This is a genomic window from Amycolatopsis pigmentata (assembly GCF_042684065.1).
Classification (GTDB): Bacteria; Actinomycetota; Actinomycetes; order Mycobacteriales; family Pseudonocardiaceae; genus Amycolatopsis_E; species Amycolatopsis_E pigmentata.
In genome coordinates this window covers 12,469-29,728 of record NZ_JBHUKR010000022.1, presented here as the reverse complement: position 1 = coordinate 29,728, position 17,260 = coordinate 12,469, and the positions used below count along the sequence as shown (strand labels likewise).

At 69.7% G+C, this 17,260-nt stretch carries 15 protein-coding genes; 8 read left to right on the top strand and 7 right to left on the bottom strand.

Features of this window, described 5'->3' with window-relative positions:
* Window positions 1-202 precede the first annotated feature (202 nt).
* The 4 genes from ACFSXZ_RS34800 to ACFSXZ_RS34785 all read right to left on the bottom strand — a co-directional run bounded on the left by ACFSXZ_RS34800 (window position 203) and on the right by ACFSXZ_RS34785 (window position 5,142).
* The gene (locus tag ACFSXZ_RS34800; protein WP_378270142.1) at window positions 203-928 is read right to left on the bottom strand and encodes a DUF5336 domain-containing protein; all 726 of its coding nucleotides are present in this window, start codon (window positions 926-928) and stop codon (window positions 203-205) included.
* Window positions 929-1,144: 216 nt separating this feature from the next.
* A complete protein-coding gene (gene sucD / locus ACFSXZ_RS34795) occupies window positions 1,145-2,035 on the bottom strand; it encodes a succinate--CoA ligase subunit alpha (RefSeq protein WP_378270140.1) in 891 nt (296 codons plus the stop codon).
* Window positions 2,036-2,039: 4 nt separating this feature from the next.
* Window positions 2,040-3,209, bottom strand: coding sequence for an ADP-forming succinate--CoA ligase subunit beta (gene sucC / locus ACFSXZ_RS34790; protein WP_378270139.1), 1,170 nt, complete (start codon window positions 3,207-3,209; stop codon window positions 2,040-2,042).
* A gap of 181 nt (window positions 3,210-3,390) precedes the next feature.
* Entirely contained in the window at window positions 3,391-5,142 is a 1,752-nt protein-coding gene (locus tag ACFSXZ_RS34785) for a hypothetical protein (RefSeq protein WP_378270137.1), read from the bottom strand.
* A gap of 564 nt (window positions 5,143-5,706) precedes the next feature.
* Here ACFSXZ_RS34785 and ACFSXZ_RS34780 point away from each other — a divergent pair.
* The gene (locus ACFSXZ_RS34780; RefSeq protein WP_378270443.1) at window positions 5,707-6,387 is read left to right on the top strand and encodes a M23 family metallopeptidase; all 681 of its coding nucleotides are present in this window, start codon (window positions 5,707-5,709) and stop codon (window positions 6,385-6,387) included.
* A gap of 126 nt (window positions 6,388-6,513) precedes the next feature.
* On the opposite strand, the gene pcrA is transcribed toward ACFSXZ_RS34780, so the two are convergent.
* Entirely contained in the window at window positions 6,514-8,898 is a 2,385-nt protein-coding gene (gene pcrA, locus ACFSXZ_RS34775; RefSeq protein WP_378270136.1) for a DNA helicase PcrA, read from the bottom strand.
* 120 nt (window positions 8,899-9,018) lie between these two features.
* On the opposite strand from pcrA, the gene ACFSXZ_RS34770 reads away from it, so the two are divergent.
* From ACFSXZ_RS34770 to ACFSXZ_RS34740, 7 genes are all read left to right on the top strand, one after another.
* Complete coding sequence (locus ACFSXZ_RS34770; RefSeq protein ID WP_378270135.1) at window positions 9,019-9,402, top strand: DUF1707 SHOCT-like domain-containing protein; 384 nt, start codon at window positions 9,019-9,021, stop codon at window positions 9,400-9,402.
* Between the two features lie 168 nt (window positions 9,403-9,570).
* Window positions 9,571-9,864 (top strand): chorismate mutase, encoded by a 294-nt coding sequence (locus ACFSXZ_RS34765; protein WP_378270133.1) that lies wholly within the window; start codon window positions 9,571-9,573, stop codon window positions 9,862-9,864.
* Window positions 9,865-10,021: 157 nt separating this feature from the next.
* Complete coding sequence (locus ACFSXZ_RS34760; protein ID WP_378270131.1) at window positions 10,022-10,327, top strand: hypothetical protein; 306 nt, start codon at window positions 10,022-10,024, stop codon at window positions 10,325-10,327.
* Window positions 10,328-10,595: 268 nt separating this feature from the next.
* Window positions 10,596-11,684, top strand: coding sequence for a hypothetical protein (locus ACFSXZ_RS34755; protein WP_378270129.1), 1,089 nt, complete (start codon window positions 10,596-10,598; stop codon window positions 11,682-11,684).
* Window positions 11,685-11,828: 144 nt separating this feature from the next.
* Entirely contained in the window at window positions 11,829-12,653 is an 825-nt protein-coding gene (locus tag ACFSXZ_RS34750) for a hypothetical protein (RefSeq protein WP_378270127.1), read from the top strand.
* A 183-nt stretch (window positions 12,654-12,836) separates the two neighbouring features.
* On the top strand, window positions 12,837-14,312 hold the full coding sequence (locus ACFSXZ_RS34745) for a serine/threonine-protein kinase (protein ID WP_378270125.1): 1,476 nt from the start codon (window positions 12,837-12,839) through the stop codon (window positions 14,310-14,312).
* Window positions 14,313-14,350: 38 nt separating this feature from the next.
* Entirely contained in the window at window positions 14,351-15,286 is a 936-nt protein-coding gene (locus ACFSXZ_RS34740; protein WP_378270124.1) for a serine/threonine-protein kinase, read from the top strand.
* Window positions 15,287-15,292: 6 nt separating this feature from the next.
* On the opposite strand, the gene ACFSXZ_RS34735 is transcribed toward ACFSXZ_RS34740, so the two are convergent.
* Together ACFSXZ_RS34735 and ACFSXZ_RS34730 are read right to left on the bottom strand one after the other, a co-directional pair.
* Window positions 15,293-15,958 (bottom strand): response regulator, encoded by a 666-nt coding sequence (locus tag ACFSXZ_RS34735; RefSeq protein ID WP_378270441.1) that lies wholly within the window; start codon window positions 15,956-15,958, stop codon window positions 15,293-15,295.
* Window positions 15,949-17,247, bottom strand: a complete 1,299-nt coding sequence (locus ACFSXZ_RS34730; protein ID WP_378270123.1) for an ATP-binding protein — start codon at window positions 17,245-17,247, stop codon at window positions 15,949-15,951. Before ACFSXZ_RS34730 ends, ACFSXZ_RS34735 begins: the two co-directional genes overlap by 10 nt.
* Between the last annotated feature and the right edge of the window lie 13 nt (window positions 17,248-17,260).

The window sequence follows — 17,260 nt, the reverse complement described above, 5'->3', positions numbered from 1 at the left end:
CCACCGGCACAGCCGCCGCACCCCGGCGGCCGCCGTGCGTCCGTCTTTCCGCGCGGCGGCTCGGGATGACTGGCGGCACGTCCCGCACCCTCGCACCCCGGTTGGGCCGTCCGGGTGAGGCACGCCGCCGTCCGGCCGAAGCCCTGTCCATGCTCACCCGCGCGGGTTACCAGCGGCGAGAGGAGGCGAGACGGGTCCGGCCTCAGCTCTGTGGAGTTCCACCACTTCCGCCGCCCGGCGACTGCTGCTGCTGCTGCTGCTGCGGACCGGTGTCCGGCTGCTGAGGCGGTTGGTAGAACTGGCCCTGCTGGGGCGCGTACACCGTCGACTGCGGCTGCGGCGGCGACTTCGGTACGAACTGCGTGGCGCCCGCGCCGCCCTGCGGCTCACCGGGGCCCTGCGGCGGCTGACCGAATTGGCCGTACGGCTGACCGTAAGGCTGGGGCTGCTGGTGGGTGGGGAGTTTGACCACTCCCTGCTCGAGCAGCAGTGTCGCGACCGCGAGCAGCATCTGCAGGATGCCCAGGATCAGGATGACCGTGACGGCTCCCGGAACGCTGGCACCCGACGGGACGCGAACCGCCGCGACGATCGCGTCGAGCGCCCCGACAACACTGGCCAGGGCCGCGAACGGCAGCACACGAGGAACGCGCGGGAGCACCCGCAGCGCCGCGAGCAGACCGCCGATGAGCAGGTAGGTGATGGCTCCATCGGCCGGGGACGCGTCGTCGGAAAAGCCGATGAAGTAGTTGACCAGGCCGAGCAGGGTCACCCCGAGCCCGAGCAGGACCGTCAGGTTCGCGCCCGACAGGGACACCGCGGGCGAGTGTTGTTGCTGCGGGTATCCACCGCTGCCCGGCGCCGGGGGATGGGGTTGTGCGCCGCCACCCTGCTGGGGGTAGCCCGGCCCACCACTGGGAAAGGACATCCGTGTTCTCCTGTCGTCGGCGAAGGCGAAGGTCGATGGGTCGGCGAAGACGCTAGCGGCACTCGCGCTTTCCGGCCACGTCTTCGGCTATCCGACGTGTCACAACGGCAAACGGTTGCGCCCGGTTACGGCTGAATCGGCCGAAACCGGCGATGGCCGGGCGCCTCGAGGCGCCCGGCCATCGCTCCCGGAGCGTCCACTCCGGAAAAAACCGATCTAGTGCAGCTTCTTGTACAGCTCCCTGGCCAGCTCAGCGGTCTCGGAAGGGGTCTTGCCGACCTTGACTCCCGCGGCTTCGAGCGCTTCCTTCTTGGCCTGGGCGGTACCGCTCGAACCCGAGACGATGGCGCCCGCGTGACCCATGGTCTTGCCCTCCGGGGCAGTGAAACCGGCCACATAACCGACGACCGGCTTGGTGACGTGCTCCCGGATGTAGTCGGCGGCACGCTCTTCGGCGTCACCGCCGATTTCGCCGATCATCACGATGACCTCGGTGCCCGGGTCCTCCTGGAACGCGGCGAGGGCGTCGATGTGCGTGGTCCCGATGATCGGGTCACCGCCGATGCCGACCGCCGTGGAGAATCCGATGTCCCGCAGTTCGTACATCATCTGGTAGGTCAGCGTGCCGGACTTGGACACCAGCCCGATCGCGCCGGGACCGGTGATGTCGGCCGGGATGATCCCCGCGTTCGACTTGCCGGGGGAGATGATCCCGGGACAGTTCGGGCCGATGATCCGGGTCTTGTTGCCGGTGGCCACGGCGTGCGCCCAGAAGTAGGCGGTGTCGTGCACCGGGATCCCCTCGGTGATCACGACCGCCAGCGGGATCTCCGCGTCGATGGCCTCGACCACCGCGTCCTTCGCGAACTTCGGCGGCACGAAGATCACCGACACGTCCGCGCCGGTCTCCTTCATCGCCTCCTCGACCGTGCCGAACACGGTCAGCTCGGTCCCGGCCAGCGTGATGGTCTGCCCGGCCTTGCGGGCGTTCACCCCGCCGACCACGTTGGCGCCCGCCGCGAGCATCTTCGTCGCGTGCTTGCTGCCCTCCGAGCCGGTGATTCCCTGCACGATCACCTTGCTGCGCTCGTTCAGCCAAATCGCCATTTCGTCACACCCCCGCCGCGGCGAGCTCGGCGGCCCGGTCGGCCGCATCGTCCATCGTGTCGACCAAGGTCACCAGCGGGTGCGCGGCATCCGCGAGTATCCGCCGGCCTTCTTCCACATTGTTGCCGTCCAGCCGGACCACGAGCGGCTTGGAGGCCTCGTCGCCCAGGATGCGCAGCGCCTCGACGATTCCCGTCGCCACCGCGTCGCACGCGGTGATGCCCCCGAACACGTTGACGAACACGCTTTTCACCGACGGGTCGTTGAGGATCACGTCCAGGCCCGCGGCCATCACCTCGGCGGAAGCGCCGCCACCGATGTCGAGGAAGTTCGCCGGCCGCACACCGCCGTGCCGCTCGCCCGCGTAGGCGACTACGTCCAAAGTGGACATAACGAGACCGGCGCCGTTACCGATGATGCCGACCTGGCCGTCCAGCTTCACGTAGTTGAGGTCCTTGGCCTTCGCCTTGGCCTCCAGCGGGTCCTCCGCCTCCTTGTCCACGAGCTCGGCGTGCCCCGCCTGCCGGAACGCGGCGTTTTCGTCCAGGGTCACCTTGCCGTCCAGTGCGACGATCCGATCCTGCGGATCACGCACGAGCGGGTTCACCTCGACCAGCGTGGCGTCCTCGGCGACGAAGGTCTCCCACAGCCGCACCACGACGTCCGCCGCCGCGTCGACGATCTTCTCCGGGAACGCCGCCTGCCGCAGGATCTTCAGGGCGGTGGCCTTGTCCACCCCGGCGATCGCGTCGACCGGCACCCGCGCCAGCGCTTCGGGCCGCTCCACCGCGAGCTGCTCGATCTCCATCCCGCCTTCGGCCGACGCCATGGCGAGGAACGTCCGGTTCGCCCGGTCCAGGAGGAAGGAGAAGTAGTACTCCTCCGCGATGTCCGAGGCCTCGGTCACCAGCACTCGCCGGGTGACGTGCCCCTTGATGTCCAGCCCCAGGATCGCGTTCGCTTTCTCCGCGGCTTCTTCGGGACTCTGGGCCAGCTTGACGCCGCCGGCCTTACCCCGGCCCCCGGTCTTCACCTGGGCCTTCACCACCACTGGCCCGCCGAGCCGTTCGGCGGTCGCCCGCGCCTCCTCCGTGGTGCTCGCGACCGCTCCGGGCAATACCGGAACACCATGGGCGGCGAAAAGGTCCTTCGCCTGATATTCGTAGAGGTCCACTACTCCAGTCTCCTGACGACAAACGTCACAGTGGGGTTATCCAAAACCGCGCTGCCGGACGCGACCGACCCTAGCGACGTGCGGAGAAACGCGGGCACCGTACCCCGGTGAACTCTGTCACCGTATGGATCCAGAGCGTCGTTTCCGGGTGTGAATCCCCCCACGCTCGGTGAGCGCGCCGTTATTTCGCGCCGCGTCCCGGCTTTCCGGTGACCGCGATCACCGCGGCGAGAACGAGAGCAACCGCACACCCGATCGCCAGCCACCACCCGACTCCGGCATGCGCTCCAGGGATCAGACCGGCGGTCAACGGCAAGGCGACGACGCGGAGCAGCGCGACACCGGCAGCCCCGGCGAGCAACGCCGCGGCACGGGCGGGCCGGCAACGCGGCGCGAGCAGGCACGCACCGGCCACGGTGAGCAACGCGATCAACAGCCCCCACGACGGGGTACCGAAGTTCGGCCACAACGCGGGTTCGGTGTAGTCGGTCCCGACGATGGCAGGCGTGCCGAACGCACCAATCGCGAGGATGCCGCCGGCGAACAGCGGAGTGAGCAGGTTCGGCCCGGGGACCTGATCGGTGGCCTCCTCGGCGTCGTCTCGCTCGACCATGCCCGCGACGACGGAACAACAGGCGGTCGCCGCCGCGCACACGATCGCCACCGCGGTCCACGGCACCCCCGGGCCCGGGCCCAGCCCGGCCCCGAGTTCGCTCGCGGTGATGGCGGTGGTGAGCACCGCGGTCGCGGCGAGCACCACACCGGCCCACCCGGCCGAAAGCACGGGACGGACGTTCGCGGCCAGCCGTGGCACGAACATGGCCGCGGCGGGAACCCCGACCAGCAGCCCGGCGGCGAACAACAACCAGCGCGAAGGACTCTGCGGCCCCGGTATGCCGCCGACCACCTCGACCTGCGGTGCCAGCGCCCCGACGAACGCGGTCAGCATCGTCGCCAGCCCGAGCACGCCGGTGGCCACGCGAAGCCGCGACGACCCCGGCAGGCTTGCCACACCGGCGTCAGACCCCGCCTCCATCGGCTCGGCGGCGAACCCGCCCTTCCGGACGCCCGGCAGGCAGGCGGCGATCACCAGGCCGACGGTGCCTACGAGTACGAAGACCGGCCCTGGCGCCAGACCGAGCCCGGACACCGCCGAAGCCGCGACCAGGTTCGGAAGGGCGACCGTCGCCGTTCCGACGGCGAGCCCGAGCAGGCCGCCACGCGCGGTTTCCGCCGCCGAGGTGGACGACAGCGCGGCCGCGACCGGCAGGGCGAACGCCAGCAACAGGCATCCCGCGAGGACGGCCGGGGGCCGCTCGAACGCGCTGCCCACCGGCAGGAAGGCATCGTCGGACGAGAACGGCGCCATCATGACACCCATCGCCGCGACCACCGCGCCGAGGAGACCGGTGACCATCCGCACGCGGCTGCCGTCCCGGCTCTCCGGCCGTGAGCGCGCCACGCCGACCGCGAAGCCACCCGCGGCCGCTGTCGCCACCAGTCCCGCGAGCAGCAGCCAAATCCCGGCCGCCGGCGACGGCAGCGCGAACACCACCGGCCGGTACAGCTCCGGCCGGCTCGTCGCGGACGGGTCGATGAGGAACTCGAGGTCGATGGCCAGTCGTCCGGGCACCAAGGCGGCCACACCGGCGAGCACGCCCGCCGCCGCCTTCGTCCTGCCCCGGGACAGGAACACGACGACGACCGCCAACGGCGCGAGGGCGAGCACGATCAGCAGCGGCACGCTCGAAAACCCCGGCGAAGCGCCGGCCACCACCGGCACCAATCCGCCCATTGCCAGCAGCACGGCTGCCACGGCACCCAGAACGAGTGCGGAGGAAAGCGCGGAAGCCGGCTGCCGTTCGGCGTCATCGGGCGAGGGCGAGCCGAGCCATGAGCGCCAGCCGCCGGGAGCCCCCTGAGTCCTGGTCATTGCCAACGCACGCTAGCAAGCCCGCCACCGGTTCACCGGGCAACGCCGCGCTTCGCGTTCACACCGCTCCGAATTCACGATCGTCACCGAAGAACCGGCCGGCGCCGAGCGCTCAGCAAAGACGCGGCAACGCGGGTGCGTTTCCAGGCCGGCGAACGGCAACACGCCGAATAGAAACGTAATCTACATCACAACACCTCCGTAAAAATGCCTTGACGCAGGGTGATCGTCGCTGCTGATCGGCGGGCAAAAGCGCTCCGCACGACCGGCGGCCGGATCGGACCTTGCCGATCGCGCCCTCCTTTCGTTACTGTCCCCCGGTCCCCATTACGGTCAGGTCACGAAGCGGAGGACGGGCAACCACCCCCGAGGTTGCTCACGGGCCCAGCCCGCATCCGCGACTTGACTCCCCGACGTAACGGAAGGCTTGTCTTGGCTCCACACCGCTCCCCCGGCGGCCAAGTCCCTTCCCCGGAGCTTGATACCGCGCTGGATGGTGCGGTCATCCGCGTCCGGGGCGCGCACCGGCTTCCCGCGCCTCCTTCGGCGCTGCGCGGCCGGGTCGTGGTCGCCGCCGTCGCGGCCGGCGCGTTCGCCGCAGCCGCGGCCGGGCAGACTCTCCACGCGTTCGGCAAGGACACCGACCGGGTGACTCCCTTGGCCAACTCCCAGGACGCGAGCGCGTCGTTCGCCCTGGGTGGTGACGCCCCCGCCGGTGCCCCCGAGCTTCTTCCGGCCGCGCACTACGGTGACGCTTCCGCCGAGGTCCGCAAACTCAACGACAGCGAGCAGATCACCCAGGCCCGCGAGGCGCGAGCCGCCGCGGCCGCCAAGGCCGCCGCGGAGGAAGCCGCCCGGCCCAAGACCTGTCTGCCCGCCCATGGCACGTTCACCTCGGGCTTCGGCGCCCGGTGGGGCACCCAGCACCTCGGCGTCGACATCGCGAACTCCATCGGCACCCCGATCTACGCCGCGTCCGACGGGACCGTCATCGACGCGGGGCCCGCGAGCGGTTTCGGGCTCTGGGTCCGCATCCAGCTCGACGACGGCACCATCCAGGTCTACGGCCACATGAACACCTTCTCCGTCCACCGGGGACAGCAGGTCAGGTGCGGGCAGCAGATCGCCGAGATCGGTGACCGTGGCCAGGCCACCGGACCCCACCTGCACTTCGAGGTGTGGCAGAACGGCACGACGAAGATCGACCCGCGGCCCTGGCTGGCCCAGCGGGGCGTCTACCTCTGACATCGAAACCTCCCACCAGAGTCGAACCACTGTTCGACTCTGGTGTACCAGGAGGGTCCGACAATTCCGGGCGCGAACGGCCCCGGCGCGGGTGGAAGGCCACGCGCGGGGCCGGAACGGCCGAGCTCAGAGCTTGACCATCGGGACGCTGCCCATGAGCATCAGCTTGACCCGGCCCGAGGCCCCGAAGTCGATGGTCGCGGTGGCACGCGGCCCCTCGCCCTGTGCCTCCACCACCGTGCCGAGGCCGTACTTGTCGTGACTGACCCGGTCGCCGACTTCCAGCTTCATCGCGGCGGTGTTCTGCCAGCCCTTGAACGCGGTGGTGCGCATACCCCGCGCGGCGACCCCGGCCTGTGCCGAGTCACCGCCGGGCGTACGCCTGCCCCAGGTGGTCGCCGCGCGCGGCGAACCGTAACCCGAGGATGCCGAAGAGGGCTCTTCCCGGCGCCAGTCGATCAGCTCACTCGGGATCTCGTCGAAGAACCGTGACGCCGGATTGGTCATCGGCTGACCCCACGCCGACCGCGTGATGGCCCTGGACAGGTAAAGCCGCTTCCTGGCCCTGGTGATCGCCACGTAGGCCAGCCGTCGTTCCTCGGCCAGCTCGGCCGGTTCTCCGAGGGCGCGCAGATGCGGGAAGACGCCGTCTTCCCACCCGGTGCAGAAGACCACCGGATACTCCAGTCCCTTGGCCGTGTGGACGGTCATCAGCGTGACCACGCCGGTGTCGTCCGGGTCGTCCTCACCGTCCGGCGCCGGCACCGAATCCGCGTCGGCGACCAGGGAGACCCGCTCCAGGAACGCGGGCAGGGAACCTGGCTCGGGCACGCCCGCGTCCTCGTCCTCCGCCGTGGCGATCTCGGCCGCCGATTCGGTGAACTCGCGGGCCACGGTCACCAGTTCGGTCAGGTTGTCCAGCCGGGAGGCGTCCTGTGGGTCTTCCGACTCCTCGAGTTCGGCGCGGTATCCCGTGCGCTCCAGCACGGCCTCGAGGATGTCGGCCACCTCGGCCCCGTCATCGGCGAGTCCCCGGAGCCCGTCCAGGATGTCCACGAAACCGGTGATCGCCTTGGCCGAGCGCGGATTCAGCAACGCCACCCCACCGGACACCGCGTCGCGCAGGGCGGCGGCGAAGGAAATCCGCTCGCGCTCGGCATGCGCCGCGACGACCGCTTCGGCACGGTCTCCGATGCCGCGTTTGGGGACGTTCAGGATCCGGCGCAGGCTCACCGTGTCCTCGGGGTTGGCGATCACCCTCAGATAGGCCAGCGCGTCCCGCACCTCGCGCCGCTCGTAGAAGCGCACACCGCCGACCACACGGTAGGGCAGGCCGAGCCGGATGAAGATCTCCTCGAACACGCGGGACTGGTTGTTGGTCCGGTAGAACACCGCGACATCCGAGTACCGGGCCTCGCCCTGGTCGGCCAGCGAGTCGATCTCGCCGGCGACGAAGGCGGCCTCGTCATGCTCGTTGTCGGCGACGTAGCCGCCGATCTTCTCGCCTTCCCCGGAGTCGGTCCACAACCGCTTGTCCCGCCGGTTCGGATTGCGGGCGATCACCGCGTTGGCCGCGGAGAGAATCGTCTGTGTGGACCGGTAGTTCTGCTCCAGCAGGATCGTCCGCGCCTTGGGGAAGTCGCGTTCGAACTCCTCGATGTTGCGGATCGTCGCGCCACGGAAGGCATAGATCGACTGGTCGGCGTCACCCACCACGCACAACTCGGAAGGATCGACGCCCGAATCCGTCCGCTCGGTGCCTGCCAGCTCGCGGACCAGCGTGTACTGCGCGTGGTTGGTGTCCTGGTACTCGTCCACGAGGACGTGCCGGAACCGGCGCCGGTAATGCTCGGCGACGTCGGGGAACGACTGGAGCAACCGGACCGAACGCATGATCAGGTCGTCGAAGTCCATCGCGTTGGCCAGCCGAAGCCTGCGCTGGTACTCGGTGTAGACCTCGGCGACCCGGCGTTCCAGGTCGTTGGAGGTCTTCGCGGAGGCCCCCTCGGGATCGACGAGTTCGTTCTTGAGGTTGGAGATGTGCACCGCGAGAGCGCGCGCCGGATAGCGTTTGGGGTCGATGTCCAGGTCGCGCGCGACCAGCGTGATCAGGCGCCGGGTGTCGTCGGAGTCGTAGATCGAGAAGCTCGACGACATGTCGAGGGTCTTGGCTTCGCGCCGCAGAAGCCGCACGCACATGGCGTGAAACGTGGAAACCCACATGGCGTTCGCCCGGCGGCCCACGAGCGCGGCCACCCGGTCGCGCATCTCGGCCGCGGCCTTGTTGGTGAAGGTGATCGCCATGATCTGCCCGGGCTGCACCCCGCGCTCGGCGAGTAGGTAGGCGATCCGGCGGGTCAGCACCCGGGTCTTGCCCGAACCCGCTCCGGCGACGACCAGCAACGGCGAGCCGGCATGCGTGACGGCCTCGGCCTGTGCGGGATTCAGGTCCGCGAGGAGCTCGGCGTGGGCCCCGGGCTTGGAGGAGGGGAGATCGAAAAGGGTGCTCATCAGGTAACCACGCTACTCGGGGGACTCAACCGGGACTGACGACCTACCGCGGTGTACGTATTCCGAAGTGACGCCCAGGGGCCGATGCCGAAGCCTCCCATGCCGCGGACCATCGACGGTATGAGCGACACGCCAAACAGAATCCGGGCTTCCGACGTCGAGCGCGAGCGCGTCGCGAAGCGACTGCAGAGCGCGAGCGCCGAGGGGCGGCTCACGCTCGAAGAAACCGAGCAGCGCCTCGGCGCCGTCTATGCCGCGAAGTACCTCGACGACCTCGGAAAACTCATCGCCGATCTCCCGCCGGAACAGCGCCCGCCGGGGCGGTACCCGTCGCCGCTGCTCGTCCACGCCGGGGTGGTCGCGGTGCTCACCGTGATGATCATCGCGCACTGGATCGTCTCCGGCGCGGTGTTCTTCTGGCCCGTCATCCCGTTGTTCTGGCTCGGGGTGAGCCTGGCCGTCCACGCCGCGTTCCGGGCATACCGCCGTCCTGTGCCATACTGACCGCATGCGGCATCACCAGCATCGATTTTTCTACGGGACCCGGACTCCGGCTCCCGTGATCGCGTAGTGCCGCCAACCGCCATCACCGCAAGCCCCGGAGTCCACGGACCCGGGGCTTTCGTCGGCCTGGGGACCAGGTGGGATTCGGCCTGACCGGAGGTCTCGAAAGTGAACGCTCAGACGAACGACCAACCCTCTTCGGCGGAACCGATCGCATCCGCGGAGGAGGTCGCCGAACTACGCAAGGAGATCGACCGGCTGGACGCGGAGATCCTGCGCCTGATCAAGCGCCGGGTCGAGGTTTCGAGGCGGATCGGCGCCGCGCGGATGGCGGCAGGTGGCACGCGCATCGTCTACAACCGGGAGATGGACGTGCTCGCCCGCTACCGCGAACTGGGCCCGGACGGGCGGCAGCTGGCCATGGCGCTGCTGAACCTGGGCCGCGGCAGGCTCGGGCGCTGAACAGACGGGCAGGTCACCCGTGACGGAGAGGTGACTCGGCCGTCACGGGCCGCCCTCTGCGGACGCGTTCCGCGCGCGCCGTCCATTCAGGACGGGCCGAAGAAAATCAGGGGCTTCCCCGACCCACCTGACGGCCCGGTGCGGGCACACTGGAGACATGATTAATTTCATCGCGGTCGTGATCGCGATAGCCAGTGTGCTGGCCGCGCTCGGCCATGTCGGTTACCTGGCACTGCTCAACAACGCGGCGCGCAAACGCGCGGGCGGGGCGCCGATCGCCGAGTACGTCCGCGGCCGGTGGGCGGTCGCCGGCGGTACCACCGCGGCGTCACTGTTCGCCTGGCTGCTCACCTCGGGCGGCACCGCCATGGACATCCTCGCCATCGTCATCGCGGTGGGTAGCGGTACGGTGGCGACGAAGGCGCTACAGTCGACGCAGGCGAAGTACCGCAGCGGCGGATAGCGGTGGACCGGGCCCGGAGTCACACGGCAAGTCGCGCTTGCACGATCGTGTGCACGCCAACCGAGTGAACTTCCGCGCTCGCCCTTTTCTCGCCTGCCCGGGCTCTTACCCTGGTGGGCGTGATACCGCATGCCACCCGGGAAACGCTCGCCAGGTCGTGGGCGGCATGCGCGCACCATCGCACGGTTTTCGGGCCGGAAGCGCCGCCCGTGGGGTCAGTGAGCGCCGCTGGGGTGCCAGCGGACGCGAGAGGGGGCGTCCGGCCGGCATGAACCCCGGGCCCGAACCGACCGAACACTTCTCCACGTCTTCCGGCAGGCATCGCCGTGGCGACACGGGCACGTGGACGCCACGCGTCTCCGACGACACCGAGCCCACCGGTCGCCGCCACGGATGGAACGACCCCGTCGACCACCCCGTACGTGGCCTGCTCCCGGTGATGGTGCCCGCCGAGCACGCCGACCCCGCTTATCCGCCCGCGCACGGCGAGTTGCCGGTCCCCCAGCGGGCCAGGGTCAAGTTGACCGCTCCCGAACGCCCCGCCACCGCCGACGACGTCCGCGTGTACGCGCTTCCGCCGGACACCGGGCTGGGCACCTTCGACCTGGGCAGCGTGCCCGCGTCGGTGACCCCTCCGCGCAGTTGGCGCAGGGCGGCGTGGTTCGCCACCGCGTCCTCCGGTGGGGTCGTACTCGCGTTGCTGTTCGCGGGCTCCGCGCTGGTCGGCAAGGCCCCGGCGCATCAGCCCGGTGAGGGCTGGGTCCCCGGGCTCGGTGGCGGACAGCCCGCGGTCGGCGGTGAACAGGCCGACACCGTCACCGGGAAACCGGCGACCGGCGACTACCCCGCCGTCGAAAAGATCACCGGCTCGCAGTCCTCCGGAGGGCTCCTGTCGTCACCGGCCTCGGTTCGGCAACCGGAGTCGGTGGACGCCTCGGCGGGCATCCCGCGCGCCACGGCCTCGCCTTCCGATGCGGCGCCACCGCCCATGGCCTCGCCGATCCCGCCGAAGCCCTCGTGGTCGCCGGCCCCCTACGACGCGGACCCCTTCCGGGTCGCACTGCCCGAGGGCAGTCCGGGCGAGTTCGCCGAGGACTCCCAGAAATTCTTCGCCGCCGTGACGGAAAATCCCGCGGCCGCCCACGCGATGACCTCCGGGGATCTCCGGCGCAAAGGTGCCGGCGAACTGGCCCGGAAGTACTCGCGGGTTGCCTACTTCGTGGTCAAGTACGTCAAGGTCCATCAGTACGAAGGCCGAACCGTTTGCACGGTCCGGACCGTGTACAAGGACGGCACACAAGCCATCGAGCAACGGGTCCTGACCTTCTCGCGCGGCAAGATCGACAGCGACGGCTAGCGCACACGTTGCGCCGGTCGGGTGACATTGAACGCCGTTCGTCGTCCCCAGGGTGCACTCCACCGACGAACCCTGGCCGGTAACGATTTGGCACGGTTCGCTGATGAACGTGCCAGACATCTCCTCGATCAAGAAGCAGAGGCCATGAGAGTCGTGCACGACCGGCGGCGGACCCGGCGATCGCCGGACACCCTGACCGTCGACGACCTCCTCACCGCGGAGGCGTTCGACACCGACGGTTTGCTGGGACGCGAGTATCCGATCGACAGCGCCCACGAATCGGGTAAGTTCCTGCCCCCGCCCAGGGTCGGCCAGAGACGCCGGGTGCCCCCTCCGCGTGAGCCGGAGGGCCGGCTGGCGAAGGCGGCCAAGCTCGCCGGGCTCACCACCGCGGCATCGCTGCTGGTGGGCGCCGTCGTAGCCTCGTCGCTGGTCACCCGGACCCGGAGCGATCAGACAGCCAGACCGAACCCGGTGCCGCCACCGATCACCGGTGCGGCCGCGCTCGGTGGTTTCGCGCTCCAGGGCAACGGAAGGCCGCTGCGGGAAGAGTCGCGCCCGCCGGCCGCGACGACGCCGGCGCAGATTCCGGTCACCGGAGCCAATCCGCCGGCGCCCAGCTCGTCTCCGGCAAGCGCCACCAAGGCACCCGACCGCCCGGACGACGGGGTGGACCTGGTCAAACAGTTCTATCAGCGGATGGCGTCGCAACGGCCGCAGGACGCACTGGCCATGCTGTCGCCGGAGGTGGCGGGAGATCAGCCCGGCGACCTGGTGCGCGCCTGGTCGTCGATGAGCAAGGTGCAGGTGGACACGGCCAAGGTGCAGCCGGACGGTTCGGTGATCGCCGTGGTGACCATGCTCCGGCAGGACGGCGCCCGCCTGCGGGTCACCCAGCAGTTCGGGTTGACAGGTGATGGCGATACCGTGATTTCCCGGGTCGTACTGCTCTCGGCCGAACAGCTCTAGTCTGTGTTTCAGACCACCCCGTGTGGCCTCTGAGAGTGCCGAGTGAATGTGCGCAGAGTGAGCACCCTAGCCTTGTTCCGAGCTGGTCTCGGCTGAACCGGCCCACGGACCGGTACAGGTGCATACGTTCAGGGCGCGCGGCAAGCAGTCGTACCCTGGAAGGCAGCCGGAGAAGGAGGTCGCGTGAGCGACGATGGTCGCCTGGTGGCCGGCCGCTACCGGATCGTACGAAAGATCGGCAGCGGTGCCATGGGTGCCGTCTGGCAGGCACACGACGAGGTGCTCGCGCGCACGGTGGCGGTCAAACAGCTGCTGCTCCAGCCGGGACTCGACCCGCACGAGGCCGAAGACGCCAAGCAGCGCACGATGCGCGAGGGGCGGATCGCCGCCCGGTTGCACCACCCGAACGCGATCACCGTCTTCGACGTCGTCACCGATGACAACGGGCATCCGTGCCTGGTCATGGAATACCTGCAGTCGACCAGCCTCGCCGAAGTCCTGCGGAATCACAAGACACTCGCGCCGACCGAGGTCGCCCGGATCGGCGCGCAGATCGCGGCCGCGTTGAAGGAAGCCCACGCGGTCGGCATCGTGCACCGCGACATCAAGCCGGGCAACATCCTGCTGGCCGACAACGGCCACGTGAAGATCACCGACTTCGGCATTTCCCGGGCCAAGGACGACGTCACGGTCACCAAGACCGGGATGATCGCCGGCACGCCCGCCTACCTCGCCCCCGAAGTGGCCGTCGGCGGCGATCCGGGACCCGAGTCGGACATCTTCTCGCTGGGCTCCACGTTGTACGCCGCCTGCGAAGGGCAGCCTCCGTTCGGGTTGAGCGAAAACACGCTGGGGCTGCTCCACGCGGTCGCGGCGGGTCAGATCAACCCACCACGGCGGTCCGGTCCACTCGCCGGCGTGCTCGCCGTCCTGCTGCATTTCGAGACCCAGCAACGGCCGACCGCCGCGGAGGCCGAGCGCATGTTGAGCGCGGTCGCGCGCGGTGAGGCCCCGCTCGTTGGTTCGAACGACCCCACCCGCCTCGCCGCCGCGGGCGGAATGCTCGGCGGCGCGGCGGCCACGAGGGCGATCGCCGGCGTCGGCGCGGCCGGCAACAACCCGGCGGCGGACTTCTACGACGACTACGACGACGACTACGAAAACGACGCGTACGGACGGACCACCGCCTACCCGGCCCACGACTACGACCGCAACGGAAACCAGGCCGCCGCCGGGTATGACGGGTACGACGACGGCTATCCCGAGGATGGCGAGGACGACGAGCAGGCAGGCAAGTGGAAAGTCCCCGCCATCATCGCCGGGGTCGCGGCGATCGCCTTGGTGGGCCTGGTGATCTGGCTGTTCAGTCCGAACAAAAACGATTCGAACGCCAACACGCCGAGCAATCCCGCGCAGGTGCCCCCGCTGCCCACGTCGAGTTCTTCGGTGGAGATCACCGCGACCGCGACCGCGACGATCACGGCGTCGAACCAGAACGAGTCCACCGCTCAGCGGAGTTCACGCCGGTCCACGGTCGCCCAGGACTCGTCCACGTCGGACCAGCCCGCCTCCACCACCAGCAGTAGTAAGCGCTCGACAACTCCGTCGTCGAGTTCGAAGCCTCCGTCCTCGACTGAAACGAGTCCGGCAGGTCCGTAAAGTGGATGGTGGCTGTCACAGCGCGTCGAGAGGTTCCCGTGGGTATTGAAGGTTCACTCGTCGGCGGCAGATATCGGCTCGACCAGCCGATCGGCCGTGGGCGTGCAGGCATGGTCTGGCTCGCCCACGACACGCTCTTGAACCGCACCGTCGCCGCCAAGCGAATGTATGTCCAGCCTGGGGTCGGGGAGGCCGCCGAGACCGCCGTCCAGGAAGGCCGCGCGGCGACCCGGGTCCTGCACAACTGCGCGATCACCGTGTACGACGTCGTGCTCGACGGAACCGATCCGTGGCTGGTGATGGAGTACGTCCCGTCCCGCAACATGGCGGATTTCCTCGGCGAGCACGGAAGTCTCACCCCGGAGCAGGCCGCCTTCCTCGGTATCCAGCTCGCGTCCGCGCTGACCGCGGCGCACCAGGCAGGGGTGCTGCACCGCAGTCTCGAACCGGGCAACGTGCTGCTCGCGGACGACGGCGGGGTGAAGGTGACCGACATCGGGATCTGGGGCGCCGGGCCCAATCCCGCGTTCCGCGCCCCCGAACTCGCCAAGGGCGGGCCGGTGGAACCCGCGTCGGATGTGTTTTCCCTTGGCGCCACGATCTATTTCGCCGTGGAGGGTGTGCCGCCGTTCGGCGACGACGGGACGCCGAGGCAACCACAGCGCGCCGGGCAGTTGACCGGGGCACTGATGAAAATGTTGCGCGAGGATCCTTTGTCGCGCCCCACGTTGTCGGACAGCATCACGGCTTTCCAGGCGATCACTCAGGGCCGTCAGACGGCGTTCATCCCGCCTACGGCGCCGGCGATGCCCACGGTTCCGATCGCCGTGCTCACCCCGCGGGTGTCCCCGCCCGCCAAGCAACCGGTGATCGCTCTTTCCCCCGCCAAGATTCGCGCGCTGATCCTCACCGTGGCCATGGTCCTGTGCGCGGTGCTCATCGGCATCGGCATCACACAACTGGTGTTCCTCTGACCTGCCTCAGACGAGGCGGCGGTCGGATGCCCAGCGGGACAGCTCGTAGCGGTTCGACAGCTGAGTCTTGCGGAGCACGCTGGAGACGTGCGTCTCGACCGTTTTCACCGAGATGAACAGCTCGGCGGCGATTTCCTTGTACGCGTAGCCCCGGGCGAGCAGGCGGAGCACGTCGCGTTCGCGCGGGGTGAGCAGATCCAGCTCGGGATCGTTGATCGGGGCCGATCCGGGCCGGTCGGCGAACGCGTCCAGCACGAAGCCGGCCAGACGCGGGGAAAACACCGCGTCGCCGTCGGCGACCCGGATGACGGCGCGCACGAGTTCCTTCGACGAGATCGTCTTCGTGACATACCCGCGGGCCCCCGCGCGGATCACCGCGATCACGTCCTCCGCCGCGTCGGACACCGACAGCGCCAGGAAAACCACGTCCGGCAGTTCGGGCCGCACGCGCCGGAGCACCTCGGCGCCGCCGCCGTCGGGCATGTGCACGTCCAGCAGCACGACCTGTGGTTTGGTCCGCAGGATCCCGGTGACCGCCTCGCCGACCGTGCCCGCTTCACCGGCCACCCGGACCTCGTCGGTGATCGAATCCAGCTCGGTGCGCACCCCGGCCCGGAACAGCGCGTGGTCGTCGACCAGGAACACGGTCACAGGTGTCTCGCTCACGACGATCCCTTCTTCGGCAGCGGCATTTCCAGTTGCACCTCGGTTCCCTCGCCGGGTGCGGTCCGCAGCCGGACCTTTCCGCCGTTGCGTTCCATCCTGCCGTGGATGGAGTCGGCGAGCCCGTGCCGGTCCTCCGACACCGAATCCGGGTCGAAGCCCTTGCCCCGGTCGCGCACGAAAACCGTCACCGACGCCGGTTCGACCTCGGCATAGACGCTGACTTCTTCGACCCCGGCGTGCTTGGCGGCGTTGACCATCGCCTCTCGTGCGGCCTGCACCAAAGCGGTCAAGGATTCGTCGAGCTCCGCCTCTCCGACGACCACCTGCGACACGGAGATCGCGAACGTGTCCTCCACCTCACCGCACGCCGCGGCGAGCGCGGCGGACAGCTGCGCGGGAGCGACCTCCTCGCGGGCCCCGTATCCCGATGCCCCGTACAACCAGCCGCGCAACTCCCGTTCCTGGCCGCGCGCCAGTCGGGCGACCTCCTTGGGCGCGTCGGCCTGTTTCTGGATGAGGGCCAGCGTCTGCAGCACCGAGTCGTGCAGATGCGCGGCGATCTCCGCGCGCTCTTCGCTGCGGATGCGGACCCGGCGTTCCTCGCCGAGGTCGCGCACCATGCGAAGCCAGAACGGAACGGTGAGGACCGCGACTCCCACCAGGGTGGCGAGCACGGCGATCAGGGCGAACTGGACCTGGTCGAAGCTGCCGCTGCGGAGCACCACGACCCCGATCCCGGTCATCACCAGCGCGACGCCGGCCAGTACCCGCACCACCGCCGACCAGCCACCGCCGCCGAGCACGACCCCGGTGACCCCGGACCGCGCCCCCACCCGCCACCGGCGCCTCTGGGACTCGTCGGCCTCACGCCACACCACCGCGGCACCGACCAGGGCGACGGCCAGCGGCACCGCCACCCACCCCCTGAGGGCGCCCGTCACGGTGCTCCCGCCCAACGCCAGCCCGATCCCCAGCACCAGCAACGCGAGCGCCTGCTGCCGGTCGCGGGGTGAGGCGGGCTGGACGGCTTCCTCGTTCGAGCGTTGCGGCACGAACACCCACAACAGCCCATACGCGAACAGGCCGGCGCCGCCGAAGGCGGCCAGCACGGCGAAGGTGACGCGCACCCACAGCACGCGCACCCCGAGATGGTCGGCGAGTCCGGCGGCGACTCCGGCGAGCGTGCGCCCCGACCGGTGCCGGTACATCCTCCGCGGACCCGCGGATTCGGCCGGCGCCCGCTCGGGCGCCGGCGTCACGGCCCTCTCACGGGGCTTCTCCTGCACGTTGTCCATCGTTCTGGGATGG

Coding starts and splice junctions, on each gene's coding strand:
- ACFSXZ_RS34755 (WP_378270129.1), top strand. CDS start 10,596: ATGAACCCCGGGCCCGAACCGACCGAACACTTCTCCACGTCTTCCGGC.
- ACFSXZ_RS34800 (WP_378270142.1), bottom strand. CDS start 928: ATGTCCTTTCCCAGTGGTGGGCCGGGCTACCCCCAGCAGGGTGGCGGC.
- ACFSXZ_RS34770 (WP_378270135.1), top strand. CDS start 9,019: ATGAGCGACACGCCAAACAGAATCCGGGCTTCCGACGTCGAGCGCGAG.
- sucD (WP_378270140.1), bottom strand. CDS start 2,035: ATGGCGATTTGGCTGAACGAGCGCAGCAAGGTGATCGTGCAGGGAATC.
- ACFSXZ_RS34760 (WP_378270131.1), top strand. CDS start 10,022: ATGATTAATTTCATCGCGGTCGTGATCGCGATAGCCAGTGTGCTGGCC.
- ACFSXZ_RS34750 (WP_378270127.1), top strand. CDS start 11,829: ATGAGAGTCGTGCACGACCGGCGGCGGACCCGGCGATCGCCGGACACC.
- pcrA (WP_378270136.1), bottom strand. CDS start 8,898: ATGAGCACCCTTTTCGATCTCCCCTCCTCCAAGCCCGGGGCCCACGCC.
- ACFSXZ_RS34785 (WP_378270137.1), bottom strand. CDS start 5,142: ATGACCAGGACTCAGGGGGCTCCCGGCGGCTGGCGCTCATGGCTCGGC.
- ACFSXZ_RS34730 (WP_378270123.1), bottom strand. CDS start 17,247: ATGGACAACGTGCAGGAGAAGCCCCGTGAGAGGGCCGTGACGCCGGCG.